This is a genomic window from Eudoraea algarum, assembly GCF_050589645.1.
Classification (GTDB): domain Bacteria; phylum Bacteroidota; class Bacteroidia; order Flavobacteriales; family Flavobacteriaceae; genus JBNGOQ01.
In genome coordinates this window covers 1,195,688-1,222,655 of sequence record NZ_JBNGOQ010000001.1, presented here as the reverse complement: position 1 = coordinate 1,222,655, position 26,968 = coordinate 1,195,688, and the positions used below count along the sequence as shown (strand labels likewise).

Genomic DNA, 26,968 nt, shown 5'->3' with positions numbered 1-26,968 from the left:
AAATCATCTTTTTGACCCCAAAAGTCCGTAGGTATCTTAGTGGAGAAGTTGTTATTTTATCTTTTTACATACTTTTCCTACAAATTCACAACAAAGATTGTTAATCGGCACGTTATTTCAGTAGTTTGCCCTAAAAGAATTGCTAACCCAAAAGTCGTTAAATGGTACTATTAATAGGATTTCCTTGGTGAAGGTTTAATTTCACAACAGTCCAACAGCGTTACACAACAATTTGATCAAACCGCCCCAAGTATGGTCTATTTTTATTCCCGATTACGCCTTACCCTCAAATCTATAAGGACATGAATGCTAAAAAATTACTATGGTTGCTGTTTTTTACAGGCCTAAACTTTGCCACGGCACAGGTTAAGATCGGGAACAATCCCAACAGTATTGATGCGGCCTCCATCATTGAACTGGAAAGTACCAACAAGGCCTTGGTACTCACCCGACTCACCAACGTACAGATGCTGACCATGGCTCCGCTCCAGGGTGCCCTGGTATACAATACGGACACGCAATGCGTACACTACTACAATGGGTCCCAGTGGACCAACCTATGCAATACTTCAGGGCCAGGCGGCTTTTCCTTTGCCGACAACGGCGACGGTACCTTTACCTTAAACGACGGTGCAGGCAATAGCATTACTTTTAATGGCGCCCCGGAAACGCTGACTACCTTGACCGACAATTTGGATGGTACGTACACCTATACCAATGAAGCCGGAACCCAAACCACCATTTCTGCTGGCAATACAGACAACCAGACCCTTAATACGGACGGAAGTCCGGGTAATGTTGGGATATCCAATGGAAACTCCCTCCTCATAAACGTAGACGATGGTGATGCGGACGACCAAAATGAAATTCAGGACTTACAGTTCAACGCAGGGGTCATTTCCTTGACCAATGATCCCGATGCCACGACAATCGACCTGAATGGCTATGATACCGATGTTTCGGACGACTTTAGCGGCGACTTCAACGACCTGACCAACGTGCCCGCCAACTTGGACACCGACAGTACGGACGATTTTAGCGGGGACTTCAATGATTTGACCAATGTACCTGCCGGACTTGCCGACGGGGACAACGATACTACATATACAGCCGGAACCGGACTTACCCTAATAGGGACCGAGTTCGCCGTGAACAATGCGGACATTGCGCCTGATTGGGCAAACATCACCAACATCCCGGCCAACCTGGATACGGACAGCACCGACGATTTCAGTGGGGACTTCAACGACCTGACCAATGTACCGGCCAACTTGGATACAGATTCCACCGATGATTTTAGCGGCGACTTCAACGACCTTACCAATGTGCCGGCCAACCTGGATACAGATTCCACCGATGATTTTAGCGGCGACTTCAACGACCTCACCAACGTGCCAGTGAATCTGGATACCGATTCTACCGACGATTTTAGCGGGGACTTCAACGATTTGACCAATGTACCCGCCAACCTGGACACCGACAGTACGGACGATTTTAGCGGGGATTTCAATGACCTGACCAACGTACCGGCCAACCTGGATACCGACTCCACCGACGACTTTAGCGGTAGCTTCAACGATCTTACGGATGTGCCCGTCAATTTGGATACGGACAGTACCGACGATTTTAGCGGTGACTTCAACGACCTGACCAATGTACCTGCCAATTTGGACACGGACAGTACCGATGACTTTAGCGGGGATTTCAATGACCTGACCAATGTACCTGCCAACTTGGATACGGACAGTACGGACGACTTTAGCGGCGACTTCAACGATTTGACCAATGTACCCGCCAACCTGGACACCGACAGTACGGACGATTTTAGCGGGGACTTCAACGACCTCACCAACGTGCCCGTCAATTTGGACACCGACAGTACGGACGATTTTAGCGGGGACTTCAACGACCTCACCAACGTGCCCACCAACCTGGATACCGACAGTACGGACGACTTTAGCGGGGATTTCAACGACCTCACCAACGTTCCTGCCAATCTGGATATCGACAGTACCGATGATTTTAGCGGGGACTTTAACGACCTTACTAATGTGCCTGCCAATTTGGACACGGACAGTACCGATGACTTTAGCGGGGACTTCAACGACCTGACCAATGTACCTGCTGGACTTGCGGATGGGGACAACGATACTACCTATACCGCAGGAACCGGACTCACTCTTACCGGAACCGAGTTCGCCGTGAACAATGCAGACATCGCTCCTGATTGGGCAAACATCACCAACATCCCGGCCAATCTGGACACGGACAGCACGGACGACTTTAGCGGAAGCTTTAACGACTTGACCGATGTACCGGCCAATTTGGACACGGATAGTACGGACGACTTCAGTGGTGACTTCAATGATCTCACCAATGTGCCTGTCAACTTGGACACGGACTCCACCGACGATTTCAGTGGCGACTTTAATGACCTTATCAACGTGCCTGCTGGACTTGCCGATGGGGATGACGATACTACCTATACCGCAGGAACCGGACTCACTCTTACCGGAACCGAGTTCGCCGTGAACAATGCAGACATTGCGCCTGATTGGGCAAACATTACCAACATCCCGGCCAATCTCGATACCGATAGCACCGATGACTTTAGCGGTAGCTTTAACGACCTGACTGATGTACCTGCAAATCTGGACACCGATAGCACGGACGACTTTAGCGGGGATTTCAATGACCTGACCAACGTACCAGCCAACTTGGATACGGACAGTACGGACGATTTCAGCGGCAGCTTTAACGATTTGACGGATGTGCCTGTCAACTTGGACACGGACAGCACCGATGACTTTAGCGGGGATTTCAACGACCTCACCAATGTACCGGCCAACCTGGACACGGACAGTACCGATGATTTTAGCGGTAGCTTTAACGACCTGACGGATGTACCCGCAAATCTGGACACCGATAGCACGGACGACTTTAGCGGGGATTTCAATGACCTGACCAATGTACCGGCCAACTTGGATACGGACAGTACGGACGATTTCAGCGGCAGCTTTAACGATTTGACGGATGTACCTGTCAACTTGGACACGGACAGCACCGATGACTTTAGCGGGGATTTCAACGACCTTACCAATGTACCGGCCAACTTGGACACGGACTCCACCGACGATTTCAGTGGCGACTTTAATGACCTTACCAACGTGCCCGCCAATCTGGATACGGATAGTACGGACGATTTCAGCGGCGACTTCAACGATTTGACCAATGTACCGGCCAATTTGGACACGGATAGTACGGACGACTTTAGCGGAAGCTTTAATGACCTGACGGATGTACCCGCCAACCTGGATACGGATTCCACAGATGATTTTAGCGGCAGCTTTAACGATTTGACCAATGTACCTGCCAACTTGGATACGGACAGTACGGACGACTTTAGCGGGGACTTTAATGACCTTACCAACGTGCCCGCCAATCTGGATACGGATAGTACGGACGATTTCAGCGGCGACTTCAACGACCTTACTAATGTGCCTGCTAATCTGGATACGGACAGTACCGATGATTTTAGCGGCGACTTCAACGACCTCACAAACGTTCCTGCAAATCTGGATACGGACAGTACGGACGATTTTAGTGGAAGCTTTAACGATCTGACGGACGTACCCGCCAACCTGGATACGGATTCCACAGATGATTTTAGCGGTAGCTTTAACGATTTGACGGATGTCCCAGTGAATTTGGATACCGATAGTACGGATGATTTCAGCGGCGACTTCAACGACCTCACCAATGTGCCCGCCAATCTGGACACCGACAGTACGGACGACTTTAGCGGTGATTTCAACGACCTCACCAACGTACCGGCCAACCTGGATACAGATTCCACCGATGATTTTAGCGGCGACTTCAACGACCTAACCAACGTGCCCGCCAACTTGGACACGGATAGTACGGATGATTTTAGTGGAAGCTTTAACGACTTGACCGATGTACCGGTCAACTTGGACACGGATAGTACGGACGACTTTAGCGGCGACTTCAACGACCTTACCAATGTACCCGCCAATCTGGATACCGATAGTACGGATGATTTCAGCGGGGACTTCAACGACCTCACCAACGTACCGGCCAATCTGGATACCGACAGCACGGACGACTTTAGCGGCGACTTCAACGACCTTACCAACGTGCCCGCCAATCTGGATACGGACTCCACCGACGATTTTAGTGGAAGCTTTAATGATCTGACGGATGTGCCGGCCGATTTGGATACGGATAGTACGGATGATTTTAGTGGAAGCTTTAACGACTTGACCGATGTACCGGTCAACTTGGACACGGATAGTACGGACGACTTTAGCGGCGACTTCAACGACCTTACCAATGTACCCGCCAATCTGGATACCGATAGTACGGATGATTTCAGCGGGGACTTCAACGACCTCACCAACGTACCGGCCAATCTGGATACCGACAGCACGGACGACTTTAGCGGCGACTTCAACGACCTTACCAACGTGCCCGCCAATCTGGATACGGACTCCACCGACGATTTTAGTGGAAGCTTTAATGATCTGACGGATGTGCCGGCCGATTTGGATACGAGTACCAGCAATGAAATACAGACCTTGTCCAAAAGTGGGACCACGATTTCCCTTAGCAATGGCGGAGGTTCTGTGGATGAAACGGTGACCTCGCTCTCCCAGAATACCACTACCGGACAGCTTACCTATACCAACGAAAATGCCGCCAGTCAGACAGCCAATGTAGTTTCCACAGACACCAACAATTCCATTTCCGTGGGCTCCGATGGTGGTGCGTATTTAAAAATCAACTTTGGTGGGCGTTGGACCAATACGGATACCAGCACCGACTTAAACATCAATAATACCGTAGCACCCATATTCGGCACACAGGATTATGTGGACGATGGCACCAACCTCTATGAGGTAATTGGGAACACCCTTGTTGTAAAAGAAGCCGGCAGGTACGACATTCGGGCTAATTTATCTTTACAGGGGGTCTCTGTAGGTGGAAACACGGATCAAAGGACCAATGTGAATTCAAGAATTGCGGTAAACGGTACAGTAATCGGAGCGAACGCAGCCTCGGCTTACATCCGATTTGCCAATGGCCATACCCAATCCAGTCTGCACCTCAACGAGATCCTGCAGTTGAATGCCAATGATGTAATCACCATAGTCACCTTTAGGGAAGCCAATTCGGCAGCGGTTAATTTTAGCGGCTCCGGGGAATCTAGCATTATGATCAATAAATTGAGGTAGAAGATGAAAAGAATCCTATTCCCATACCTGCTCTTTTTGAGTCTTGCCCTCCAAGCCCAGGATGCCATCCACAATTTTGGGAACATCCAGGTGCATGGAACGGCCTTGGTGGGCTTCCATACCGATGTAATCAACGACGGTACCTTTGATCAAAATTTGGGACTCGTCGGTTTTTACGGCGAAAACAGGTCTATTAGCCTCTCAGGAGCGTTTTCTCCTGTATTCTTTGACACGGAAATAGCCACAGACGACGGATTTTTCCTGGATACGACGATGGGAGTCACCAACAACGCAAGTTTTATTTCCGGCAATGTAATTACCCCTCGGGATCAAACCGATATTTACCTCAACTTCTTGGGCGATGCTTTTTACGTTGGGGAGGGCGACAATACGAAAATTGACGGTTTTGGTGCCATAAGCAACAGGGAAAGTTTCACCTTTCCGGTTGGGGACGATGACCGCTTACGCCCGTTGACCCTAACATCCGCGGCTATAAACGCCCTGGCCAAATGTGCCTATTTCTTCGAGGACCCAAATGCACCATCTACCTTTACCACGAGGTTCGATACCGACCTTAGGGACGTAGACGTTTTGGGAGTCAGCACACAGGAGTTTTGGCGCCTGGAAGGACAACTACCCGCTACAGTGACCCTTAGCTGGGACAACCAAAGCGATATCATTGTGTTGGGAGAGACCCTGGACGATTTGAAAGTGGTTGGATGGAGCAAGACCGAGCAGCTTTGGGTAAACCTTGGCAATACCGCAGTACAAGGCAGTATGAACTCAGGGACGATTACCTCGGATACCTTTGTTCCCGACGATTATGAAATCATTACCCTTGGCGGCAATAACGATATCCTGGAAACCTTGGATACAATAGAACTGGGCAACTATTTCTTAACCCCCAATGGGGATGGGCAGAACGATTTTCTGGTCATTGAAGGCCTGGAAAACTCGCCCAACAACTCCCTCCAAATCTTTAACAGATATGGGGTCTTAGTGTACAAAAAGGACAACTACACCAACGAATTCAATGGTAGGGCCAATGTGAGTCGCGTTATCGATAAGGACGCCGGCCTACCTGCTGGGATATACTTTTATATCATTGCCCTGAACGATCTACGTCAAAAACATCAGGGGTACATGTACATTACGCAGTAAAGTATTTTTCTGTTGTAAAATACTTAGTAACTTTGGGATTGGGCACAGTCTTGTGGATGCGCAAGCGTTTCCCGCTATGCACAATAGAACTGCCTAGCCCGCGTTTTTGAATTGAACCTACATGGGTTCCTTTTTTGCACTGCGAACATAAAACGGATGTATGAACAGACGATCTTTCATCAAAAAAAGTAGCATTTCGGGCCTCGCCTTGGCCACGGCACCCAGTTTGATCTCGTTTACCGAGACAGAATACACCATTTTGGAGCTCATGGGCAAGGAGGATATACCCCTGTATGGCAAGGACATCAATTTGAGAAAGGAGGCCCACGAGGCCTTCGTTGCCATGAAAAAAGCGGCCTATAGCGACGGTATTGATATCAAAATTGTATCGAGCTTTAGGGATTTTTATCGGCAGGAAGCCATTTGGGAAAGAAAATACTTGAGATTTACCGAAGACGATGGCATGCAGCCACTGGATGCCATTGATAAAATCATCGAATATTCGACCATTCCCGGTACGAGTCGCCACCATTGGGGCACGGATATCGATATTATTGATGGGTATCGAAAAACCGAGGGCGATGTGCTGGTCCCTGAAAAATTCCGCGAAGGTGGTCCTTTTGCCGATTTTAAGAAGTGGATGGATGAAAATTCCAAGAAATTTGATTTCTATCTCGTCTATACCGATCATTCCAAAAGAAGGGGGTTTAAATACGAACCCTGGCATTACAGTTATGCGCCACTTTCCATTCCCATGCTCACCGCATTTCGAAAAAAGAACATCCTACAGCTATTACAAAAAGAGGAGTTTTACGGCAGTGAGCATTTTACGGCTGGATTCTTAAAAACCTACGTCAGGGACAATATTTTGGACATAAACCCGGAACTTTTATAACACTTTTTGTACCTTGGGGAATCACCTGAACACTCCTTAGTATGCGAAGAGGTAGTTGGAAAGTACGGATATTCATAGGCTTGGCCATCGTGGCCTTTGCCTTCGTACAACGCTGCAATAACAAAGAGGAAAACCCCTATACCGGTAGGGTACAGAACATTAATATGTCTGCCGAACAGGAAATTTCCATTGGGCTGCAAAGCGCACCGGAAATGGCACAACAACATGGCGGTTTATACCCCGATGAGCGGATGCAGGCCTTGGTAGATGCGGTGGGAGATAAATTGGTGAACAACAGTATTGCCAGGGAAACCCCTTACAGCTACGAATTTCACCTGCTTGCCGATGATAGGACCATCAACGCCTTCGCCTTGCCCGGAGGACAAATATTCATTACCTATGCACTTTTCTCCCAATTGAACGAGGCGCAGCTTGCAGGCGTTCTGGGCCATGAGATCGGTCATGTGATCGGTAGGCATTCTGCCGAGCGCATCGCAGAGAGTAATTTTTGGAAAACGGTCTCCATGGGTGCCTCCGTTGGAGCGGACGCAGGGAGCATTGTAGGCAGTATAGGACAAAATACGCTTTTAAAAAATGGCAGGGGCGACGAATTGGAAAGCGATGAGTTGGGTGTGCTGTTTATGATCCAATCGGGTTATGAGCCACGGGAAATGATCCGGGTCATGGAAATCCTAAAGGCCGCCGCAGGCCCCAATAGAGCTCCCGAATTTCAAAGTACCCACCCAGATCCGGAGAATAGGATCCAAAAAATCAAGGAGGCCATTAAAAAATACAAGGGGCAGGTGTAACGTTAATTTCCCTAAAATCCCCATTGTTTGACTGCATTTTACTATATTTGTACCCACTCCCAGTCTTTTTAACGCCTCAGATTTAACCCTTATAGCATGATTTTATAATTGGTTTAAATGAAACTATAATGGGAACACTTGTACATTTTAAGAACCTTTATCTGGAAGCATTCAGGAATTGCAAGCCGGAATTCGTAGTGATTCTTTTGAAGATTTACTCGCTTTTCTGCTTTCTGATGTTGTCCATGGCCCTATATGCATTCTTTTATCGGGCCGTTACCGGATTCAATTTTTATTGATCGTATTATTTACTCTTTTACTTGAACACTATTTGATGTAAATACGTGAAAATCAAAATCCCCGTCCTGCTAGGACGGGGATTTTTAATTGATGAACAAACTCTTCTGTCTACCTTTTCATAGCGGCTTCAATAACCGCTAATGCGTCTTTAGCGTTAGAAAGTTCCGCATAGTACTTGGCGGTATACCCCTTGTCGCTTTTAATTTTAAGATTGGCCCCATTAGCAATCAATACTTCCAGTATTTCTGCCTTGTTGTAACGCGCAGCAAAAATGGCAGGTGTCATCCCCAAGGATTTTTTGTTGACATCCTCTCCAAGTTCGATCATACGCTTTACCATTTCCAAATCCCCTTTTACTATCGCCTTGCAAAAAGAACTCAAATCGGCATTTAAGGTTGTGTTGTTTACTGTAACATCAGTAACATCGGCACTGTTCTCGGCGGCAACGCCGGTAGCTACCAACATTAAAGCGGCGACTACGGTTAAAATTGTTTTTCTCATGATGAATGATTTTAATGATATAGGTTTTAATTATATACTAATAGACTACTTCTATCCATTTTTGTTTCATTCTTTAACACTTTAATAACGTAAGTTTAACAACCGGGGTCTCTTTATGGGAATTCCTTAACAACTTTGCAAAGGTCTTGCAAAAAATGCAAAAATTGATTGCCACTAGTAGCTATTCGCCATAGATCGTTCTATTTTTGATCCTGGAACAAAGCAGTTGACATGAACAAGAAAGTAATCCTTATGATTTTGGACGGATGGGGAAAATCCCCGGACCCCAAAATCTCGGCCATCGCTCAGGCCCATACCCCTTTTATAGATTCCCTGTACACCAAATATCCTGACGCCAATCTACTGACCGACGGCATGAACGTTGGATTGCCTGAGGGACAAATGGGCAATAGTGAAGTGGGTCATATGAATTTGGGTGCCGGGAGAATAGTCTATCAGGACCTGGCCAAAATAAACCTTGCCGTGAAGGAGAACACACTTAAGGACGAAGCAGTCCTTGAGGCAGCCTTTTTACATGCCAAAGAAGCGGGCAAGGCCGTACATTTCCTAGGTTTGGTAAGTGACGGAGGGGTGCACAGCCATATACAGCATCTCAAAGGACTTATCGAGGCCAGCGAAAGCCATGGCCTGCAGAAGGTGTTCGTCCACGCCTTTACCGACGGAAGGGATGTAGACCCCAAAAGTGGAAAAGCGTTCCTGGAAGATCTTTCTGCTTTCTGTGAGGATAAAAGTACTCGGCTTGCGTCCGTGGTGGGCCGGTATTATGCAATGGACCGAGACAAACGATGGGAGCGCGTTAAACTTGCCTATGACCTTTTGGTGAACAGCCAGGGCACCGCTGCCCAGGATATACCCTCGGCCATCCAGCAGAGCTATGACCAAGGGATTACCGATGAATTTATAAAGCCGATCGTAGGCACGGACGCCGAGGGCAATCCGCTTGCAAAAATCGATCAGGGCGATGTGGTCATCTTTTTTAATTTTAGGACAGACCGCGGTCGTGAATTGACTCAGGCGTTGAGCCAGGAAGATTTTCACGAACAGAACATGCACAAACTGGACCTTTACTACGTGACCATGACCAATTATGACGACTCTTTTACCGGCGTACATGTGGTATACGACAAGGAAAATCTGCGTGAAACCCTCGGAGAAGTGTTGGCCAAAGCGGGAAAAAAACAGATACGAATTGCGGAGACCGAAAAATATCCGCATGTTACCTTCTTTTTCAACGGGGGGCGGGAGGTGCCCTTTGAAGGTGAAGAACGCATATTATGTCCTTCGCCAAAAGTGGCCACCTACGACCTAAAGCCCGAAATGAGCGCCTATGAAATACGGGATGCCATAGTTCCCGAATTAAAAAAGGGGAAGGTCGATTTTGTCTGTCTAAACTTTGCCAACCCGGATATGGTAGGGCATACCGGAGATATGGATGCGGCGATCAAAGCCTGCGAAGTGGTCGATAGCTGTGCGGAGGCAGTAATCAACACAGGATTGGAACATGGTTACACCACTATCGTTATTGCCGATCACGGCAATTGCGACACCATGATCAATCCGGATGGCACGCCCAATACGGCACATACCACCAATCCGGTTCCCCTGATCTTGGTCGATGGTGAAGTAGATGAAATCAAGGACGGGGTTTTGGGTGATATAGCACCTACCATTCTAAAATTGATGGGTATTCCACAGCCTGGCCTTATGACCCAAAAACCTTTGATCTAAGCAAAAGGTCATTCGCGCCCCCCTTCTTATGAACGTCTTTTAGTTGTGGTTTTCCATATTTTAAAGTATTGTTTTACTTTTGCATCCTATGATAAAGCTCAAAACTTCGGAAGAAATAGAATTGATGCGCGAAAGTGCATTAGTGGTGTCCAAAACCTTGGGCATGTTGGCCGCTGAAATCAAACCGGGGGTCAATGCGCTGTATTTGGATAAATTGGCTGAAGAATTTATCCGCGACCATGGGGCAGAACCAGGTTTTTTGGGCATGTATGATTTTCCCAATACCCTTAATATGAGTCCCAATGCCCAAGTGGTCCACGGCATTCCCAATGGCGAACCGTTAAGGGAAGGGGATATTATTTCTGTAGACTGTGGTGCCTTGAAAAACGGATTCTACGGAGATCACGCCTACACTTTTGAGGTGGGCGAAGTGGATGAAGAGGTTAAAAAGCTATTGCGTGTCACTAAGGAATCGCTCTATCTCGGTATCCGGGAATTTAGGCATGGCAACCGTGTAGGCGATGTTGGCTACGCTATCCAAAAACACTGTGAAAATCACGGTTATGGAGTCGTCCGGGAATTGGTGGGGCACGGTTTGGGAAAAAAGCTCCATGAGAGTCCGGAAATGCCCAACTACGGAAAAAGAGGTAAGGGCAAAAAATTCATGGAGGGAATGGTGGTCGCCATAGAGCCTATGATCAATATGGGAACCCATCGTATAAAACAATTGAGGGACGGGTGGACCATCCTCACCGCCGACAATAAGCCAAGTGCCCATTTTGAGCATGATGTGGCCCTGGTGAACGGCCAACCAGAGCTCTTATCCACTTTTCAATACATTTATGATGCTCTGGGTATCAAGAGTACCGAAGAAGATGAGTTTAGACAAAAGAAACCGGTAGCGTAGGCCTGTATTTAAATGAAAAAGCTTTTTAAGTATATCCTAAATACCCTTCCCAGGCCCTTACTTATAAAACTCAGCTATTTAGCTAGGCCAATACTGGCGCTTTCCTTGCGGGGCAGCACGTATACCGATCCTATAGACCAGAAACAGTTTAAAAGTTTTCTCCCCTACGGCTATGAAAATCCCAGGAAAAATGTGCTGTCTCCCTCTACCCTTTCGTTGGAAAGACATCGCTTGCTTTGGCTCTACCTAAAAAACAAAACCGATTTTTTTACTGCTCCGGCCAAAGTCCTTCATTTTGCTCCCGAACAGGCTTTCTATAAACGCTTTCGGAAATTGCAGCACTTGGATTACACCACGACCGATTTAAATTCGCCCTTGGCGGATGTAAAGGCCGATATCTGCAACCTTCCCTTTCAGGACCACACCTTTGATATCATATTGTGCAACCATGTGTTGGAACATATTCCGGACGATACCAAAGCGATGCATGAACTATTCCGCATACTTAAACCTGGTGGTTGGGGCATATTTCAAATTCCCCAGGATTTAAAACGGAAGACCACCTTCCAGGACGATTCGGTGACGGACCGAAAAGAACGCGCCAAAATTTTTGGGCAATATGATCATGTGCGCATCTACGGAAGGGACTATTTTGACAAACTTAGAAGTATCGGGTTTAAGGTAGTAGAAGCAGATTACACGGCGGCGCTCTCCGATGCCGAAATCGAAAAATACCGCCTTGCCAAAGGTGAGATCATTCCTGTGGTCCGGAAATAATCAAGGTAGTACCAATTCCTTGAACCCGGTGGTCATAAATTCCTGTAACTCCCCTTTTTGATCTAAGTAAATAATGTAGGCGTCCAAGGCCTCCTGCTGCACCAATAATTTGATGGAATCCTCCAGGTCCATGGCCATAAAGGCAGTGGCATAGGCATCGGCTTCCGCACAGCTATTGGCGATTACGGTGGTGCCCAGTACATTGGAATTTTTGGTATAACCCGTTTTAGGGTCTATGGTATGTACATATTTCTTCCCACTTACACTGTCTATCCTGAACTTCCGATAATTGCCCGAGGAGGCCAAGGCCCGATCCTTTAACCTCAGTAGCAGCTTTGAGGTCCTGTCTCTTGTTGCCAGTGGGTCCTCTACCCCTACGACCCATTCCTTTTCCTTGAAAACATTGGTCCCTTGGGATACAATTTCCCCGCCCACTTCTATCAGATAATCGGTAATGCCTTTTTGATCCAGTAGCAGCGCCAAACGGTCTATGGCATATCCTTTGGCAATGGCGTTAAAATCGAAATAGGTATTTGGATTTACTTTGCTGACCGTGTTTTCATCGGTTAAGCGTACCTTATGGAAGCCAACGTACTCCAACAGACTATCTACCTTGGTGCTATCGAGCGATAGCTGTTCTCCCGGGCCAAAGCCCCAAGCGTTTACCAAAGTGCCCACAGTTGGGTCAAAATAGCCATTGGTGGCCCCGTGCACGGTCTGGGAAAGTTCAAAGACATCACGGAACATACCATCCACGACCACGGTAGAATCCCCTTTGTTAATCCTAGAAATATCGGAATCGGGCATATAGGTGGAAAGCGATTGGTTAATTACGGTAAAGACCGAATCTATTTCCTTTTGCATATGCTGCTCGGCCGAACTAAAGAATATGATATGATAGGACGTTCCCAAAGCAGCTCCATTGTAGTCGTTCCGTACGGGTTTTGGCGTTTCTTCCTTGCACTGTACCATAGCTAGCGCAAGGGATAAAAGTATGATCTTCCTCATTTGCTATATTTCAATAAGTCCGTCGTAGTCCACAATATACTCTTCATTTAAGTACACCGGGAGTTTGGTATCGGCGGCATTCGCCAAACCTACACCGGCATAATAGGTTTTTGCCTCGAATTTTTGAGCGCGATCCTTGATCTTTTGCATGAGTTCGGCATCATACCGCTTGGGATCCTGTGGATAGCTTACATTACGGACCACAATGAAATGCAGGAGCTTTTCCTTGAGACATACAAACTGAGGATTTTTTTTGAGCGTGCTATTCACTCCCATGAACTCATAACCTTCCGCTTCCAATTGCCTGCCCACAATGTTCATGGCCAAATTGTGGAGTTCCTGTTCCGTTAACGCTTTCATTATCCCTAATTAAAAAACTGTCTAAAAGTCTAGCCGATGCAAACTTAATAGACAGTTCTTATGTTTTACATGGATTTTAGCGGTCTACCCACCAAAATCATCAAATCTGATGTTCTCATCCGGGATTCCGAAATCCTCTCCCATTTTCTGAACGGCCTTGTTCATCAAGGGAGGACCGCAAAAATACAATTCGATATCCTCGGGCGAATCGTGATCGTTGAGGTAGTTATCTATAACACAATTGTGGATGAAGCCTACAAAACCATCGCCAGGCGCGTCCAGGTTCTCCTTTACCTTCCAGTTGTCCTCTTCCAAGGGCTCTGATAGGGCCAGATAGAACTTAAAATTGGAGAATTCCCTTTCCAACGCATAAAAATGTTCCAAATAGAAAAGTTCCCGTTTGGAGCGACCGCCATACCAATAGCTCACCTTACGACCTGTTCTTAAGGTCTTGAACAGATGGTACAGATGCGAACGCATAGGCGCCATTCCGGCACCACCGCCCACATAGAGCATTTCTGCCTCCGATTCGTTGATAAAGAACTCTCCGTAGGGACCTGAAATGATGACCTTGTCCCCAGGCTTTTGTGCAAAAATATAGGAAGAGGCCACACCTGGATTTACATCCATCCAACCGTTTATAGAACGATCCCAGGGCGGAGTGGCAATCCTCACATTTAACATAATCTCCCTGCCCTCCGCGGGAAAGGAGGCCATAGAGTAGGCCCTTTCTACGGTCTCTGTGTTTTTCATTACCAAAGGCCACAACCCAAACTTGTCCCACTCGGTTTGGAACTTATCGGGTGTCTCATGCTCCTCTGGATGGGCAGTAATATCGATGTCCTGGTATTTTATCTCACAGGGAGGTATCTCAATTTGGATGTAACCGCCCGCTTTGTAGTTCATATCCTCTGGAATCTCCACTACAAACTCCTTGATAAAGGAAGCAACGTTATAATTTCGAACTACTGTGCCTTCCCATTTCTTGATACCGAAAACTTCCTCAGGAATGGTAATCTCCATATCCTGCTTCACCTTTACCTGGCAGGCCAGTCGTGCCCCATGGTTCAATTCCTTTTTGGAAAAATGGGGGGTTTCCGTTGGCAGGGCCTCTCCTCCTCCGGAGAGCACGTGGCACTCGCATTGAATACAGGTACCCCCTCCCCCACATGCGGAAGGAAGAAAAATTTTCTGATTGCCCAGTGTGGACAACAAAGAGCTTCCAGAAGCTACCTCTACCTCTTTTTCCCCGTTTATGGTAATGGTCACAGGGCCCGAAGGCGATAATTTTTCCTTGGTAAAAAGCAGCAGTGCTACCAGGGCCAATAACAATAACATAAAGGCGACTACCGTAATAAGAATGGTTCCTCCCGTACTTGCGGCTAAAAACATAGTTACTCTTTTATAGTGTGGTTATAGGAAACTGCTTTTTCATCAATTTCCTTCTCTGTCTTCTTTTTTTCTTCTTCTTCCAATACTTTCTGAACGGTAGTGTTCTCCACGGGCTCAGGTGCTTCATCCCCTCCAGTGAGCATACCTCCAAAACTTTGGAAACCAATACCCATTAGGCCGGTGATGATAAAGGTGATGCCCAGGCCTCTTAAAGGGGCGGGCACATTGGAATACCGTATTTTCTCGCGGATGGCCGCAATGGCCAAAATGGCCAAGAACCAACCAATTCCAGAGCTTACCCCGTAGTTGAACGCCAATCCCAAGGTCTGGATATCCCTGGCCTGCATAAACAACGAACCTCCCAAAATGGCACAGTTCACCGCAATCAGTGGCAAGAAGATGCCCAGGGAATTATATAGGGCAGGAGAAAACTTTTCCACCACGATCTCTACCAACTGCACCATGGTGGCAATGGTGGCGATAAAGAGGATAAAGGACAAAAAGCTAAGGTTGTAATCGGCGTATTCCGGACCCAGCCAAGCCAGCGCGCCATCGCGCAACAGATACTGATCCAACAACCAGTTCAAAGGCACGGTCACGGCCAATACAAAGATAACTGCCGCTCCCAGTCCGACCGCTGTGGCCACCTTTTTGGAAACCGCCAAATACGAACACATTCCCAAAAACACGGAAAATACCATGTTATCGATGAATATGGATTTAAAAAATAGTTCGGTATGCTCTAACATAATAGTTCTTTTAAAGTCGCAATTTTAGTTCTCTTCGATCAAGGCCCTGTTCTTAGAGCGTTGTACCCAGATAATAATCCCCACTACGATCAGGGCCGCTGGAGGTATGATCATAAAACCGTTGTTCTCGTAACCTGTGGCATAGAGCCCTGTTTTTTCAACGGGATCTCCAAGGACCTTGAAACCCATGAGGGTCCCCGAACCAAAGAGCTCTCTAAAAAACCCTACAATAATCAGGATAACCCCGTAACCCAGCGCGTTCCCAATACCGTCCAGAAAGGACTTCCAGGGCCCGTTGCCCAGTGCAAAAGCCTCAAAGCGCCCCATAATAATACAGTTGGTAATAATCAGTCCAACGAAAACCGCCAAGGTCTTGCTCAGCTCATAGGCGAAGGCCTTTAAAACCTGATCAACGATGATTACCAAAGTGGCCACGACCACGAGCTGTACAATAATCCGGATTTTGGACGGAATAATATTCCGCATTAGGGAAATGACCACATTTCCCACCCCTAGTACAAAGACCACGGATATGGCCATTACAATAGAGGCTTTCAATTCTGCGGTAATCGCCAAGGCGGAACAGATGCCCAGTACCTGAATGGTAATGGGATTGTTATCGGCCAAGGGATCTAATATGAGATTCGCATCTTTTTTTGAGAGTAATGCCATGGTCCTAGCTTTTTGTTTTTATAGTTTCCAAATAAGGCCTGTAGAGTTGTAAACTTTTTCTGATCATGGCCGAAAGACCATCACCGGTTATGGTGGCACCCGCAAGGGCATCCACTTCATTGTCGTCCTTGATATTGTTCACTGGGTCGTTATTTCCTTTTGCCACCTTGATGCCGGCATATTGACTCCCCTTGAGTATGGATTCCCCAATAAAATCATCCATAAAATAGCGCTGCTTTATATTGGCGCCCAAACCCGGGGTCTCCCCTTTATGGTCAAAGTATACCCCTTGCACCGTCATACTTTCGTCCAGGGCCACAAAGCCCCAAATGGCATCCCAGAGGCCCTTGCCTCGCATGGGCAGGATGTAATATTTTTTTCCATCCTTATCCCCGATAAAAACGGGTAATTTTCGAGGAGCTCCCGTTTTGGAAAGAGTTTCTTGTTTTTGAAGATCGATCAAATAAGCCTCATCATCCTGGGTAATCTTGTCCCCTTCGATTACGAGTTGTTCCGTAATGTATTTTGAAAATTCGCCTTCCACCCGATCGGTAGGAATGAAATTCACGCTTCCCTCATCCTCATTCTCATGGACTCCCATGGCATAAAGGATGTTCTGCTGTTTTTCAAAACGTTCATTTTCACTGATCTTGTCCTTGAGACTGGCGGCCAAATAGGCCAGAATAGATCCCACAACCACTACCATCAGGGCTGCAAAAGCCACGGTGTAACTGTTCTTATCTGTATTGATTGCCATAATTATACTGTTTCCGCTTTAAGTTGCTCTGCCTTGCCATCTGTTGTTTTGGGATGGATGGTGGCCTGTTTAAGACGTTTCATTCTTCGTTTGATATTTCCCCTTACTACATAGTGATCGATGGTGGGGGCAAAGACGTTCATAAGAAGGATGGCCAGAAATACGCCCTCGGGATAGGCCGGATTAAAGGCACGGATCATGATGGAAATAAATCCGATCAGGAAACCATAAATCCATTTGCCCCGATTGGTCTGTGCCCCGGTCACGGGGTCCGTGGCCATATATACAATACCAAAGGCCAAACCGCCTATAATGAGATGTTTCCACCCCTCCAAACTCATTAAGCCATAAAACTTGCTGGTTTCGGCAATCCATGCCTGGTCTACCGCAAAATTGAAGATGTAGGCCATAACCAAGGCTCCTATGACCGCACTGACCATAATACGCCAACTGGCTATTTTACTAAAGATGAGGAAGAGCCCTCCCAACAAGATCAAAAAGGCCGAGGTCTCCCCTACCGACCCCGGAATAAATCCGTAGAACATGTCCGAGAGTGAATAGGCAAAGTCTTTGTTCTGGGCCAGATAGCCCAAAACCGTCTCCCCGGAAATCTCATCAGCAGTACCGGCCAGATTTACCGCTTCGTGCACCCACACTTTGTCCCCACTCATCCAGGTAGGATACGCAAAGAACAGGAACGCCCTAATGGTCAGTGCCGGGTTAAGAATGTTCATCCCGGTTCCGCCAAACACTTCCTTTCCGATTACAACACCAAAGGCAATTGCAACGGCCAACATCCATAAGGGAATATCTACAGGTACGATAAGCGGAACAAGCATCCCGGTTACCAAATACCCTTCCTCTACCTCATGCCCCTTAATAACGGCGAAGAGAAATTCAATGGCCAAGCCTACCCCATAGGAAACTATGACCAAGGGGATTACTTTAAGGGCACCCAACCAAAAATTGTCCCAGGTGAGGAAGTGTTCCATGATCGAAAAATCGGCCGGAAAATCGTTCACCGCGGCATAGTGCTGGTAGCCTGTATTGAAAATCCCGAACAAGAGACACGGAATCAAGGCCATGATCACGGTATTCATGGTGCGCTTTAAATCGTCAGCCGCCCGTACGTGAGATCCGGAATGGGTGGTTTCGTTGGGGAGGTACAGAAAAGTATGGATGGCATTAAAAGCCGGGGCCATTTTCTTGCCCTTATACCTTTCCTTTAATTGGTGCATTTTAGTCTTTAAACCCATTGTTATCCTATTTCTTTATACAATAAATCCAAGCCGTCCCTAATAATCTGCTGGTGCGGCTGTTTGGAAATGCAGATGAATTCCGTCAATGAAAAATCTTCCGGCGCCACTTCATAGAGTCCCAATTGTTCCATTTCGTCCAAATCCTTTACCATACAGGCTTTTAAGAGCTGTAGCGGATAGATATCCATGGGAAAGACTTCTTCATAACGTCCGGTGACCACAAATGCGCGATGTTCCCCGTTGGTATTTGTGGTTAACTTGTATTTCTTTTTGGGCTGCATCCAAGAGAAGGTCAACGCCCTGGTGGATGATATTTTGTTGAAAACAGGCTTGTTCCAGCCAAAAAACTCATAATCGTCCCCTTCGGGAATGGCAGTGACCGTATTGTTGTAGAACCCTAAATAACCATCCGGGCTGCTTTTGGAACCGGTAAGCACATCCCCGTTTATGACGCGAATGTTCTCCTCATTTACCCCACTTCCATAGAGGAAGGTAGAAATCTCGGTACCGATTTTGGTGGTGTAGTACTTGGGTGCCTTTACCGAGGAACCGGCTAGGGCCACGGTACGCTCTGGATTGAACTTTCCGGTAAGCAATAACTCCCCAATGATGATTAAATCTTGAGGCGCTACGGTCCAGATCACCTCGCCCTTGTTGATGGGATCCAGTTTATTGATCTGCGTCCCTACCAAACCGGCAGGGTGTGGCCCGGATACCTTATGCAATGTTATACCGTTGAGGCCCGAAAGTGGTGAATTCGATGCTTTCCCTACGGAAACATGTACCTTGCCCGGCGTAAACTTCCCAAGGGCGGTCAGTGCCGCTTGAAGCTCGGCTTCCTTGCCTTGAAGTACGTAATCCATATCTGCGGCCAAGGGCGCGGTGCCATAGGCCGAAATGAATATTGCCTTGGGTACGGCGTCGGGATCCGCTATAATATCGTAGGGCCGTTGCTTAATAAAAGGCCAGCACCCTGCCTTTAATAACAAGGCCTTCAATTCCTCGGAGGATGCCCGTTCGGCATCGAGGGGTTGGTGGGTATGCTGTTCCTGGGATTTATCGGCCAAAACTTTTAGGGTAAGGATCTTTCTGCGGGCACCCCGTTCAATTTCGATCAGTTCGCCGCTTACCGGTGAGACGAACCTCATATCCTCCCTATTTTTATTGTAGAAAAGTGCTTCGCCAGCTTTGATTTCAGCTCCCTGTTTTACCAGCATTTTTGGCGTTATCCCATGAAAATCTAGAAGGTTTATGGCATAAACATTACTTAAAACGGCTTTGGAGGTAGTCTTTTCTGCGGCACCGACAAGGTTAATGTTTAAGCCTTTTTTGATTCGGATGTCTTTAGACATATTGGATAGACCTTAGGTTAACAAAATTTCGTGCAAATTTAGTACTAAAACGGAAGTTTTCATAATAATTCACCTGTAAAAATAGGGATTATATCGATACAAATTTTTTGGGTATACTTTTTGTTTACCTTTACCCAAAAAATACAAAATAAATGCGGTTAAATCCTAAACAAATTGTTTGTTTGCTTTTTGTTTCATCGATGTTCGCGCAGGTACAGGAAGAGGTTGACCCCCCTTCAAATATCAAATCCATCATCTTTAAGGGACCTACGGAAGATCAGTTCCCCATTGTACAATTGGGAGAGACGATTCGTTTGGAATTTGATGACATTTTGGCCAACGAACAGGATTATTACTACCGTTTTGTTCATTGCGATTACGACTGGACCCCCTCGCGTTTGCTCAAGTCCCAATTCCTTACGGGAATGGACAACCAGCGTATCGTAAATTACGAAAACAGCTATACCACCTTACAGCCCTATTCCAACTACCAACTCAGCATTCCCAATGCCCAAGTGCGCTTAAAAGTGACCGGAAATTACCTTATTGAAATCTACAACAGTTATGATGAGCTGCAGTTCTCCCGAAGGTTTGTGGTCTACAGGGATGTGGTAAAAGTTGGCGCCATTGTAAAACGTTCAAGGGATTTTAACTACCTCAACGAAAAACAGGTGGTGCAGTTTAATCTGAATCCCGCCGGTATTCAGCTGGTAAATCCGAAAAAGGAGGTTAAGGTGGCCATCTTGCAAAACTACCATTGGCCTACCGCCCGCTACAATATTGCACCTCAATTTACCCTGGGAAGCGAACTGGTGTACAAGTATGACCAGGAGACCAGTTTCTGCGGGGGAAACGAATACTTAAATTTTGACACCAGCGATTTGCGGGCACCCAGTGCGGTGATTTCGCGCATCGAGTTCAAGAAACTGTATAACCACTATTTATTTACCGACCGTTATCGATCCGAACGGCCCTATACCTTTTACCCGGATATCAACGGGGATTTTGTAATCCGAACGCTCCAAGGTACGGATGTTTCACGTGAGGCAGAATATACCAATGTACATTTTAGCCTGCCTTATACCGATGCACTTGCATTGGACAAGGTCTATGTCTTTGGCAAATACAACAATTATGCCCTTAACGAGGAAAACCAAATGCACTACAATGAGGACACCGGCCTCATGGAGGCCTCCATCAAAATGAAACAGGGTTTTCACAATTACAAATACGTTATTGAAAGAGAGGGTGATGTTATAGACCTGAACACGGTCTGCGGCAATTTTCACTTTACGGAAAACAATTATACGATTTTGGTCTATTACAGGAACTTCGGCGATATCTATGACAGTGTCTTGGGCGTGGGCTCTGTAAACTCCAGAAATATTGCCAATTAATGTATCTTTACCTTGGATCGGACCCACGGCATCGCGGTTCCTTTTCAAGCTTTGACCATGACCAACAAACCAAACATTGTACCGAAAGGACGCTATAAGCTGAGATACAGGGGCACCCAATGTTTAAATTGCCAACACCCCCTGGATATGAGCGACAAATATTGTCCCAACTGTTCCCAGGCCAACAGCACCAAGAAACTGTCCCTAAAGGACTTTTTTGACGAGTTTTTCTCCAACCTTATCAATTACGACTCCAAACTGTTAAAGACGCTAGCCGCCCTCTTGTTGAGACCGGGGCGGATTACGGCAGACTATGTAGCGGGAAAACGTGTGTCCTATACCAATCCCTTTCGGTTTATGTTAAGCCTGGCCTTTATATACTTTCTGATGTTGAACTTCTCGGGCAATTTTGAGACGCTGGATCGCTTTGGGGAAGAGGGCAGCGGTTCTTTTCTCAACACGGAAGGCAAAAGCTTGACCTTTTCAGCGGATGCAGCCGAACTGACCGATGAAGATCAGCAGGAAGCCCTAAGGCAATTGGATTCCCTGGGGATATCCAAGGTGGTAAAGCAGGCTACCCTTGATCGGGATTCCTTGATACTTGCAGATCCTACAGGCCATTTCAAAAGTCTGAACCAAGAGGGTTTTTTTAACCGGTACCTGCAAAAGCAGGAGTTTTTTCAGACGGTCATGGAAGCTAGGCAAATCCATCGTTTTGATCAAGCGCGGGATTCCTTTGCCGTCCAGGAGACTTGGGAGAACAGAATGGCTTTCAATACTGCCGGCAGCGCTTCCCGGGCCATGCGGCAGCCAGGTAGCTTTCTCAACGACATGATTGCCAAACTTCCGTTTGCGATTTTCTTCTTTTTACCGGTCTTTGCACTCTTCATTTGGTTGATGTACATCAGAAAAAAATACAATTACACCGATCATCTTATTTTTAGCTTTCATAATCAATCCCTGTTATTTATCTTGCTCATCATTGGCTTCTTGATAGATGCCGTATTCAAAGTGGATTCGAGTGGGATCTTTTTATTGATTTTCTTGATATACCTCTACAAGGCAATGCGGAATTTCTATCAGCAGGGGCGCGTTAAAACTATTGTTAAATACCTTATTCTTAATGCTATTTTTTTTATTTTAGCATCGATTTCCGTGACGATTTTATTGGCCGGAAGCATTTTTACATATTAAGCAATGATCACACAAGTAACAAAAGGCATCAAAGTTTCGGTAGATACTAGTTTTGAAGGGACGTTCTTCAAAAACTACAAAATGCACTTTGCCTTTGGTTATACCATTACCATCGAGAACCAGAGCAAGGATTCCGTACAATTGACCTCGCGGCACTGGCAGATCTACGATGCCCTGAACGAAATGGAAATCGTGGATGGGGAGGGTGTCATTGGCAAAAAACCGGTCATCCGTCCTGGCGAATCACATACCTATAGCTCTGGATGCTTGTTGGCTTCACCGCTCGGGGCTATGAAAGGGCACTACAACATGGTCAACTTCAGTTCTACGGAAAAATTCAGGGTCTATATCCCTACCTTTAAGTTTAGTGCACCTTTTGCACTTAACTAAGACAGGCCGTTTTCACATTTCTTTTTTATTCTTTTTCCCTCTCGCCATGACATGGTTGAATAGTTGATGGTGGATGGTGGGCAGTGGGCAGTGGGCAGTAAACAGTTGACCGTTTACAGTTGATGGTTGACGGTGAACAGCAAGCAACAGGCAGTTTTAGGTGCTAAGTTTTAAATTCTAAGTTAGATGCTCCTTCACCGTAACTTCAAACCTTGAACCTTGAACTTTGAACAGTTGGCAGTGGTAAGATATAAGATTTCAGCGCTGACTTCCGACTTCTGACCTCCGACTTCTGAATCGGTCCCCTTGTCGCCAATCGCTATTACCTATTATCGGTGCGCAGTGTTAAGTTTTGAATTATGAGTTTTTGAGTTATGGACCTGAAACCTTGAACCTTGAACAGTCGGCAGTCGGCAGTGGGCAGTAAACAGTTGACCGTTCACAGTTGATGGTTGACGGTGAACAGCAAGCAACAGACGGTTTTAGGTGCTAAGTTTTAAATTCTAAGTTAGATGCTCCTTCACCGTAACTTCAAACCTTGAACTTTGAACAGTTGGCAGTGGTAAGATATAAGATTTCAGCGCTGACTTCCGACTTCTGACCTCCGACTTCTGAATCGGTCCCCTTATCGCTAATCGCTATTCCCGCTTCAATAAAACCTAGTAAAGCCCACGTCAGTTCGAGTGATCTGTGATTCAGTATCGGCCGGGACGGGCTGAAGATCGTATCGAGAACAGTGGGCGATTAAAATAGGTCGTTGGCAGTGAACAGTTCACGGTGAGCTTGAACCAGAAACCTGAAACTTTGAACCTGAACTTGAGCTTGTACTTGAACTTTGAACTTGCCCCCTTTTTTGTTTTATTTCCCCTCATGGTTTCACTACCTTTGCGGCGACTAATTTTAAATAAAGATCATCATGGGTAAAGGATTTTTTCAGGTCCCCACGGCATTCAACGAGCCTATCAAAAGTTATGCCCCCGGCAGCCCGGAACGGGAAGCCGTATTGGCACAATACAAGCAGTACTTTAATGGAAACGAGGATATACCGCTATACATTGGAGGAAAGGAAATACGCACGGGAAATACCAGGACCATGTCGCCACCGCACGACCATGGACATGCGGTAGGCCAATACCATCTGGCCGATAAGGAACAGGTATCCAGCGCCATTGAAACCGCCTTGGAGGCAAGGACCGCTTGGGCTGAACTCCATTGGGAACAGCGGGCCGCAATTTTCTTAAAAGCAGCGGAGCTGATTGCAGGCCCCTATAGAGCCAAGATCAATGCCGCTACCATGATCGCCCAGTCCAAAACCATACACCAGGCCGAGATCGATGCGGCTTGCGAATTAATCGATTTCCTGCGTTTTAATGTGGAGTATATGTCGCAGATCTATGAAGAGCAACCCGATTCTGCTGAAGGCATATGGAACCGCGTAGAGTACCGCCCACTGGAAGGTTTTGTCTACGCCATTACTCCTTTTAACTTTACGGCCATTGCCGGTAACCTTCCGACCAGTGCCGCCATGATGGGTAATGTAGTGGTGTGGAAACCCAGTGACAGTCAGGTATTTTCGGCCAAGGTCATTGTAGATGTCTTTGCGGAGGCAGGACTGCCCGCCGGGGTAATCAACGTGGTCTATGGCGATCCCGTAATGATTACGGAGACCGTTTTGGCTAGCCCCGATTTTTCGGGCATCCATTTTACAGGATCTACCCATGTGTTCAAGGAACTGTGGAAACAGATTGGCAACAACATCCATACCTATAAGACCTATCCACGGATCGTTGGGGAAACGGGAGGAAAGGACTTTATTGTGGCCCATCCCACAGCCAAACCACAACAGGTGGCCACGGCCATTACCCGGGGCGGTTTTGAGTTCCAGGGACAAAAATGCAGTGCCGCTTCACGGGTGTATTTGCCCAAATCCACAGCATCGGAAATCATGGACTTGGTAAAGGCAGATATCGCCTCTTTTAATCCTCCGGGAAGCCCTGAGGACATGTCCAATTTTATCACAGCAGTGATTCATGAAGGGTCCTTTGATAAACTCGCAAAATATATTGACCAGGCTAAAAACGATGCCACGGCAAAGGTTATAGCAGGTGGTGGATATGATAAATCCAAAGGGTACTTCATAGAGCCTACGGTAATCCTGGCCACAGACCCCAAGTACACCACTATGGAGACCGAATTGTTCGGACCGGTGGTCACCATCTATGTATACGAGGACGGGGATTGGTCCCAAACCTTGCAACTGGTGGATAGCACCTCGGAATATGCCTTAACGGGCGCCGTGCTGGCAACGGATCGCTACGCCATAGAAGAGGCCACAAAAGCCCTTCAGAACTGTGCAGGAAACTTCTATATCAATGATAAGCCTACAGGCGCCGTGGTAGGGCAGCAACCTTTTGGTGGAGCCCGGGCCTCAGGCACCAATGATAAGGCCGGTTCCGCGCAGAACCTGCTTCGCTGGGTGTCCCCGCGCCTGATCAAGGAGACCTTTGTGACCCCGGAGGATTACAGGTATCCGTTTTTGGGATAACTTGAATAGTACAATACACGTAAAGAACCATCTTCTATTGAAGGTGGTTTTTTTGTTGGGGATAGCATTGATTTCATTCCTACAAGTTTTCTATCTTTAAACAGCCCTGCCCCATGGTTCGGAAATCTCGATAAACTCCAGATAGGGCCCATCCACATAGAAAAGAAATGAAAAAAACAGCTAACAACAAAGATCTTTTTATCTACCACCTAAAGCTGACACCTAAGTACAACATCCCGGAAAACTGGACAGACGAGACCTTCAAGGTTATTGAGGAGCATGCTAAATTTATTGACGCTCATGGCCGCATGGGCATATTGGTCTTTGCCGGAAGGACCAAACTGGAGCCCGGGGATGAAAACCTTTTCGGCCTAGCCGTAATTCAGGCGCCTTCGCTCGAAAAAGCCAAAGAAATTATGGCAGGAGATCCCGCCGTAGCACAACATATTCAAACCGCTTCCATTTTTCCCTTTTCCATGGGCATACAATATTTCGAGAACTTAAAATAGGTGACCTCCCCATCTCGGAACACTTAGCCCAAGCCCACTCCATCCTTATCCAGGAAAAGACAAAGACCATGACCTCGGTTTTTTTATCAAAATAAATTTGCGTAACCGAATGATTACACATATATTTGTAACCATTCAGTTACATAAATGTATGAGACGTGATGTTTTTCAGGCGATAGCCGATCCCGTACGTAGGGATATCATAAACCTTTTGGCAGAACAAACGCTTACGATCAACGCCGTGGCGGACCGCTTTGATGTGAGTCGCCCCGCCATCTCCAAACATCTAAAAATCCTAAAGGAGTGCGGAATCATCGATATCACACAGCAGGGCAGGGAACGCTATTGCCAAATTCAGCCGAGAAACCTCATCCCCGCTTTCCTGTGGATCGATCAATACCGCAGTTTGTGGGAGGAAAAACTGGATTCGTTCGAGAACTATCTAAACAAACTTCAAACCCGCTTGCCGGACGGGCAGGCAAAAAATAAAAAAGATGAGTAAAACCGATGACTTAAAAAACAGGACCCTGAGCTTGAAAAGAACCTTCAATGCGCCAATTGCACTGGTGTGGGAAGCCTGGACCCAACCCGAACATATCGCCCAATGGTGGGGACCAAAAGGCATGGAGACCCGCGTAATTGAGCACGACTTCAGGGTGGGCGGCAAATGGCAATATGCCATGACCATGCCCGATGGAAAGGAGTTCACTACAGAAGGTGTCTATTTGGAAATCGTTGAACGCAAAAAAATAGTCTCCTCGGCCGACTTCAAACCTATGACCGAGGGTGTGGAAATACAGGCACTATTTGAGGAACAAGGGGACAAGACCCATTTTACCTTTAATTGCGTACACGCCACCGAGGAATACTGCAAACAACAGGAGCAAATGGGCTTTTACAATGGTTGGGGTTCCGTGTTCGACCGGCTTGGAGAGTTTCTTCAGCCTTGAGGAACATAACCTATCGGTTCAAGAGTATATCGCAAGCTAATAAATTAGGAAACCGAGGTAGCGGTACAATCTTTACCGTA

The 26,968-nt window shown here is 46.8% G+C and carries 24 protein-coding genes; 15 read left to right on the top strand and 9 right to left on the bottom strand.

The genetic code is table 11. From position 1 onward, the window contains the following. Positions 1 to 302 precede the first annotated feature (302 nt). The 5 genes from ACRD67_RS05685 (at position 303) to ACRD67_RS05665 (ending at position 8,419) form a co-directional block, all read left to right on the top strand. The gene (locus ACRD67_RS05685) at positions 303 to 5,255 is read left to right on the top strand and encodes a beta strand repeat-containing protein (protein ID WP_430966072.1); all 4,953 of its coding nucleotides are present in this window, start codon (positions 303 to 305) and stop codon (positions 5,253 to 5,255) included. 3 nt (positions 5,256 to 5,258) lie between these two features. After that, a complete protein-coding gene (locus ACRD67_RS05680) occupies positions 5,259 to 6,416 on the top strand; it encodes a T9SS type B sorting domain-containing protein (protein ID WP_430966071.1) in 1,158 nt (385 codons plus the stop codon). 160 nt (positions 6,417 to 6,576) lie between these two features. After that, entirely contained in the window at positions 6,577 to 7,311 is a 735-nt protein-coding gene (locus tag ACRD67_RS05675; RefSeq protein ID WP_430966070.1) for a M15 family metallopeptidase, read from the top strand. A gap of 41 nt (positions 7,312 to 7,352) precedes the next feature. Further along, positions 7,353 to 8,120, top strand: a complete 768-nt coding sequence (locus ACRD67_RS05670; RefSeq protein WP_430966069.1) for a M48 family metalloprotease — start codon at positions 7,353 to 7,355, stop codon at positions 8,118 to 8,120. A gap of 128 nt (positions 8,121 to 8,248) precedes the next feature. Further along, a complete protein-coding gene (locus tag ACRD67_RS05665; protein ID WP_430966068.1) occupies positions 8,249 to 8,419 on the top strand; it encodes a DUF6747 family protein in 171 nt (56 codons plus the stop codon). A gap of 109 nt (positions 8,420 to 8,528) precedes the next feature. Here the strand turns inward: ACRD67_RS05665 and ACRD67_RS05660 are convergent, their stop codons facing one another. After that, positions 8,529 to 8,921 carry an ankyrin repeat domain-containing protein gene (locus ACRD67_RS05660; protein ID WP_430966067.1) on the bottom strand — a complete coding sequence of 131 codons (393 nt, stop codon included), beginning with the start codon at positions 8,919 to 8,921 and terminating at the stop codon, positions 8,529 to 8,531. Positions 8,922 to 9,152: 231 nt separating this feature from the next. Here ACRD67_RS05660 and gpmI point away from each other — a divergent pair, with 231 nt between their 5' ends. The 3 genes from gpmI (at position 9,153) to ACRD67_RS05645 (ending at position 12,354) form a co-directional block, all read left to right on the top strand. Further along, entirely contained in the window at positions 9,153 to 10,670 is a 1,518-nt protein-coding gene (gene gpmI, locus ACRD67_RS05655; RefSeq protein ID WP_430966066.1) for a 2,3-bisphosphoglycerate-independent phosphoglycerate mutase, read from the top strand. A gap of 88 nt (positions 10,671 to 10,758) precedes the next feature. After that, entirely contained in the window at positions 10,759 to 11,577 is an 819-nt protein-coding gene (gene map / locus ACRD67_RS05650; protein WP_430966065.1) for a type I methionyl aminopeptidase, read from the top strand. 12 nt (positions 11,578 to 11,589) lie between these two features. Continuing rightward, positions 11,590 to 12,354, top strand: a complete 765-nt coding sequence (locus ACRD67_RS05645; RefSeq protein WP_430966064.1) for a class I SAM-dependent methyltransferase — start codon at positions 11,590 to 11,592, stop codon at positions 12,352 to 12,354. On the opposite strand, the gene ACRD67_RS05640 is transcribed toward ACRD67_RS05645, so the two are convergent. From ACRD67_RS05640 to ACRD67_RS05605, 8 genes are all read right to left on the bottom strand, one after another. Beyond that, positions 12,355 to 13,362: an FAD:protein FMN transferase gene (locus ACRD67_RS05640; RefSeq protein WP_430966063.1), complete on the bottom strand. Its 1,008-nt coding sequence runs from the start codon at positions 13,360 to 13,362 to the stop codon at positions 12,355 to 12,357. Positions 13,363 to 13,365: 3 nt separating this feature from the next. After that, positions 13,366 to 13,722, bottom strand: coding sequence for a DUF8840 domain-containing protein (locus ACRD67_RS05635; RefSeq protein WP_430966062.1), 357 nt, complete (start codon positions 13,720 to 13,722; stop codon positions 13,366 to 13,368). 84 nt (positions 13,723 to 13,806) lie between these two features. Then, the gene (nqrF, locus tag ACRD67_RS05630) at positions 13,807 to 15,114 is read right to left on the bottom strand and encodes an NADH:ubiquinone reductase (Na(+)-transporting) subunit F (RefSeq protein WP_430966061.1); all 1,308 of its coding nucleotides are present in this window, start codon (positions 15,112 to 15,114) and stop codon (positions 13,807 to 13,809) included. A 2-nt stretch (positions 15,115 to 15,116) separates the two neighbouring features. Next, positions 15,117 to 15,863: an NADH:ubiquinone reductase (Na(+)-transporting) subunit E gene (gene nqrE / locus ACRD67_RS05625; protein WP_430966060.1), complete on the bottom strand. Its 747-nt coding sequence runs from the start codon at positions 15,861 to 15,863 to the stop codon at positions 15,117 to 15,119. 24 nt (positions 15,864 to 15,887) lie between these two features. Then, a complete protein-coding gene (locus tag ACRD67_RS05620; protein ID WP_430966059.1) occupies positions 15,888 to 16,535 on the bottom strand; it encodes an NADH:ubiquinone reductase (Na(+)-transporting) subunit D in 648 nt (215 codons plus the stop codon). Between the two features lie 4 nt (positions 16,536 to 16,539). Beyond that, positions 16,540 to 17,292, bottom strand: coding sequence for a Na(+)-translocating NADH-quinone reductase subunit C (locus tag ACRD67_RS05615; protein ID WP_430966058.1), 753 nt, complete (start codon positions 17,290 to 17,292; stop codon positions 16,540 to 16,542). Positions 17,293 to 17,294: 2 nt separating this feature from the next. Further along, positions 17,295 to 18,548, bottom strand: coding sequence for an NADH:ubiquinone reductase (Na(+)-transporting) subunit B (locus tag ACRD67_RS05610; RefSeq protein WP_430966057.1), 1,254 nt, complete (start codon positions 18,546 to 18,548; stop codon positions 17,295 to 17,297). Between the two features lie 2 nt (positions 18,549 to 18,550). After that, complete coding sequence (locus ACRD67_RS05605; protein ID WP_430966056.1) at positions 18,551 to 19,903, bottom strand: Na(+)-translocating NADH-quinone reductase subunit A; 1,353 nt, start codon at positions 19,901 to 19,903, stop codon at positions 18,551 to 18,553. Positions 19,904 to 20,055: 152 nt separating this feature from the next. Here ACRD67_RS05605 and ACRD67_RS05600 point away from each other — a divergent pair, with 152 nt between their 5' ends. The 7 genes from ACRD67_RS05600 to ACRD67_RS05570 all read left to right on the top strand — a co-directional run bounded on the left by ACRD67_RS05600 (position 20,056) and on the right by ACRD67_RS05570 (position 26,888). Then, positions 20,056 to 21,300, top strand: a complete 1,245-nt coding sequence (locus tag ACRD67_RS05600) for a type IX secretion system plug protein (protein WP_430966055.1) — start codon at positions 20,056 to 20,058, stop codon at positions 21,298 to 21,300. 147 nt (positions 21,301 to 21,447) lie between these two features. Further along, the gene (locus ACRD67_RS05595; protein WP_430966054.1) at positions 21,448 to 22,494 is read left to right on the top strand and encodes a DUF3667 domain-containing protein; all 1,047 of its coding nucleotides are present in this window, start codon (positions 21,448 to 21,450) and stop codon (positions 22,492 to 22,494) included. Positions 22,495 to 22,497: 3 nt separating this feature from the next. Continuing rightward, complete coding sequence (gene apaG / locus ACRD67_RS05590) at positions 22,498 to 22,884, top strand: Co2+/Mg2+ efflux protein ApaG (RefSeq protein ID WP_430966053.1); 387 nt, start codon at positions 22,498 to 22,500, stop codon at positions 22,882 to 22,884. A 916-nt stretch (positions 22,885 to 23,800) separates the two neighbouring features. Next, positions 23,801 to 25,429 carry an L-glutamate gamma-semialdehyde dehydrogenase gene (gene pruA, locus ACRD67_RS05585; protein ID WP_430966052.1) on the top strand — a complete coding sequence of 543 codons (1,629 nt, stop codon included), beginning with the start codon at positions 23,801 to 23,803 and terminating at the stop codon, positions 25,427 to 25,429. 167 nt (positions 25,430 to 25,596) lie between these two features. Continuing rightward, the gene (locus ACRD67_RS05580; protein ID WP_430966051.1) at positions 25,597 to 25,938 is read left to right on the top strand and encodes a YciI family protein; all 342 of its coding nucleotides are present in this window, start codon (positions 25,597 to 25,599) and stop codon (positions 25,936 to 25,938) included. 151 nt (positions 25,939 to 26,089) lie between these two features. Beyond that, complete coding sequence (locus ACRD67_RS05575; protein ID WP_430966050.1) at positions 26,090 to 26,440, top strand: ArsR/SmtB family transcription factor; 351 nt, start codon at positions 26,090 to 26,092, stop codon at positions 26,438 to 26,440. Further along, complete coding sequence (locus tag ACRD67_RS05570; RefSeq protein WP_430966049.1) at positions 26,433 to 26,888, top strand: SRPBCC domain-containing protein; 456 nt, start codon at positions 26,433 to 26,435, stop codon at positions 26,886 to 26,888. The genes ACRD67_RS05575 and ACRD67_RS05570 overlap by 8 nt, the downstream gene beginning before the upstream one ends. Positions 26,889 to 26,968 lie beyond the last annotated feature (80 nt).

Bases quoted from the DNA above. Each gene is read 5' to 3' on its own strand.
- pruA (WP_430966052.1), top strand. From the start codon at position 23,801: ATGGGTAAAGGATTTTTTCAGGTCCCCACGGCATTCAACGAGCCTATC.
- nqrE (WP_430966060.1), bottom strand. From the start codon at position 15,863: ATGTTAGAGCATACCGAACTATTTTTTAAATCCATATTCATCGATAAC.
- ACRD67_RS05660 (WP_430966067.1), bottom strand. From the start codon at position 8,921: ATGAGAAAAACAATTTTAACCGTAGTCGCCGCTTTAATGTTGGTAGCT.
- ACRD67_RS05665 (WP_430966068.1), top strand. From the start codon at position 8,249: ATGGGAACACTTGTACATTTTAAGAACCTTTATCTGGAAGCATTCAGG.
- ACRD67_RS05595 (WP_430966054.1), top strand. From the start codon at position 21,448: ATGAGCGACAAATATTGTCCCAACTGTTCCCAGGCCAACAGCACCAAG.
- ACRD67_RS05640 (WP_430966063.1), bottom strand. From the start codon at position 13,362: ATGAGGAAGATCATACTTTTATCCCTTGCGCTAGCTATGGTACAGTGC.
- ACRD67_RS05635 (WP_430966062.1), bottom strand. From the start codon at position 13,722: ATGAAAGCGTTAACGGAACAGGAACTCCACAATTTGGCCATGAACATT.
- ACRD67_RS05580 (WP_430966051.1), top strand. From the start codon at position 25,597: ATGAAAAAAACAGCTAACAACAAAGATCTTTTTATCTACCACCTAAAG.
- ACRD67_RS05615 (WP_430966058.1), bottom strand. From the start codon at position 17,292: ATGGCAATCAATACAGATAAGAACAGTTACACCGTGGCTTTTGCAGCC.
- ACRD67_RS05600 (WP_430966055.1), top strand. From the start codon at position 20,056: ATGCGGTTAAATCCTAAACAAATTGTTTGTTTGCTTTTTGTTTCATCG.
- ACRD67_RS05605 (WP_430966056.1), bottom strand. From the start codon at position 19,903: ATGTCTAAAGACATCCGAATCAAAAAAGGCTTAAACATTAACCTTGTC.
- ACRD67_RS05575 (WP_430966050.1), top strand. From the start codon at position 26,090: ATGAGACGTGATGTTTTTCAGGCGATAGCCGATCCCGTACGTAGGGAT.
- ACRD67_RS05645 (WP_430966064.1), top strand. From the start codon at position 11,590: ATGAAAAAGCTTTTTAAGTATATCCTAAATACCCTTCCCAGGCCCTTA.
- nqrF (WP_430966061.1), bottom strand. From the start codon at position 15,114: ATGTTTTTAGCCGCAAGTACGGGAGGAACCATTCTTATTACGGTAGTC.
- ACRD67_RS05675 (WP_430966070.1), top strand. From the start codon at position 6,577: ATGAACAGACGATCTTTCATCAAAAAAAGTAGCATTTCGGGCCTCGCC.
- ACRD67_RS05620 (WP_430966059.1), bottom strand. From the start codon at position 16,535: ATGGCATTACTCTCAAAAAAAGATGCGAATCTCATATTAGATCCCTTG.
- ACRD67_RS05610 (WP_430966057.1), bottom strand. From the start codon at position 18,548: ATGGGTTTAAAGACTAAAATGCACCAATTAAAGGAAAGGTATAAGGGC.
- map (WP_430966065.1), top strand. From the start codon at position 10,759: ATGATAAAGCTCAAAACTTCGGAAGAAATAGAATTGATGCGCGAAAGT.
- ACRD67_RS05570 (WP_430966049.1), top strand. From the start codon at position 26,433: ATGAGTAAAACCGATGACTTAAAAAACAGGACCCTGAGCTTGAAAAGA.
- ACRD67_RS05670 (WP_430966069.1), top strand. From the start codon at position 7,353: ATGCGAAGAGGTAGTTGGAAAGTACGGATATTCATAGGCTTGGCCATC.
- apaG (WP_430966053.1), top strand. From the start codon at position 22,498: ATGATCACACAAGTAACAAAAGGCATCAAAGTTTCGGTAGATACTAGT.
- gpmI (WP_430966066.1), top strand. From the start codon at position 9,153: ATGAACAAGAAAGTAATCCTTATGATTTTGGACGGATGGGGAAAATCC.
- ACRD67_RS05680 (WP_430966071.1), top strand. From the start codon at position 5,259: ATGAAAAGAATCCTATTCCCATACCTGCTCTTTTTGAGTCTTGCCCTC.
- ACRD67_RS05685 (WP_430966072.1), top strand. From the start codon at position 303: ATGAATGCTAAAAAATTACTATGGTTGCTGTTTTTTACAGGCCTAAAC.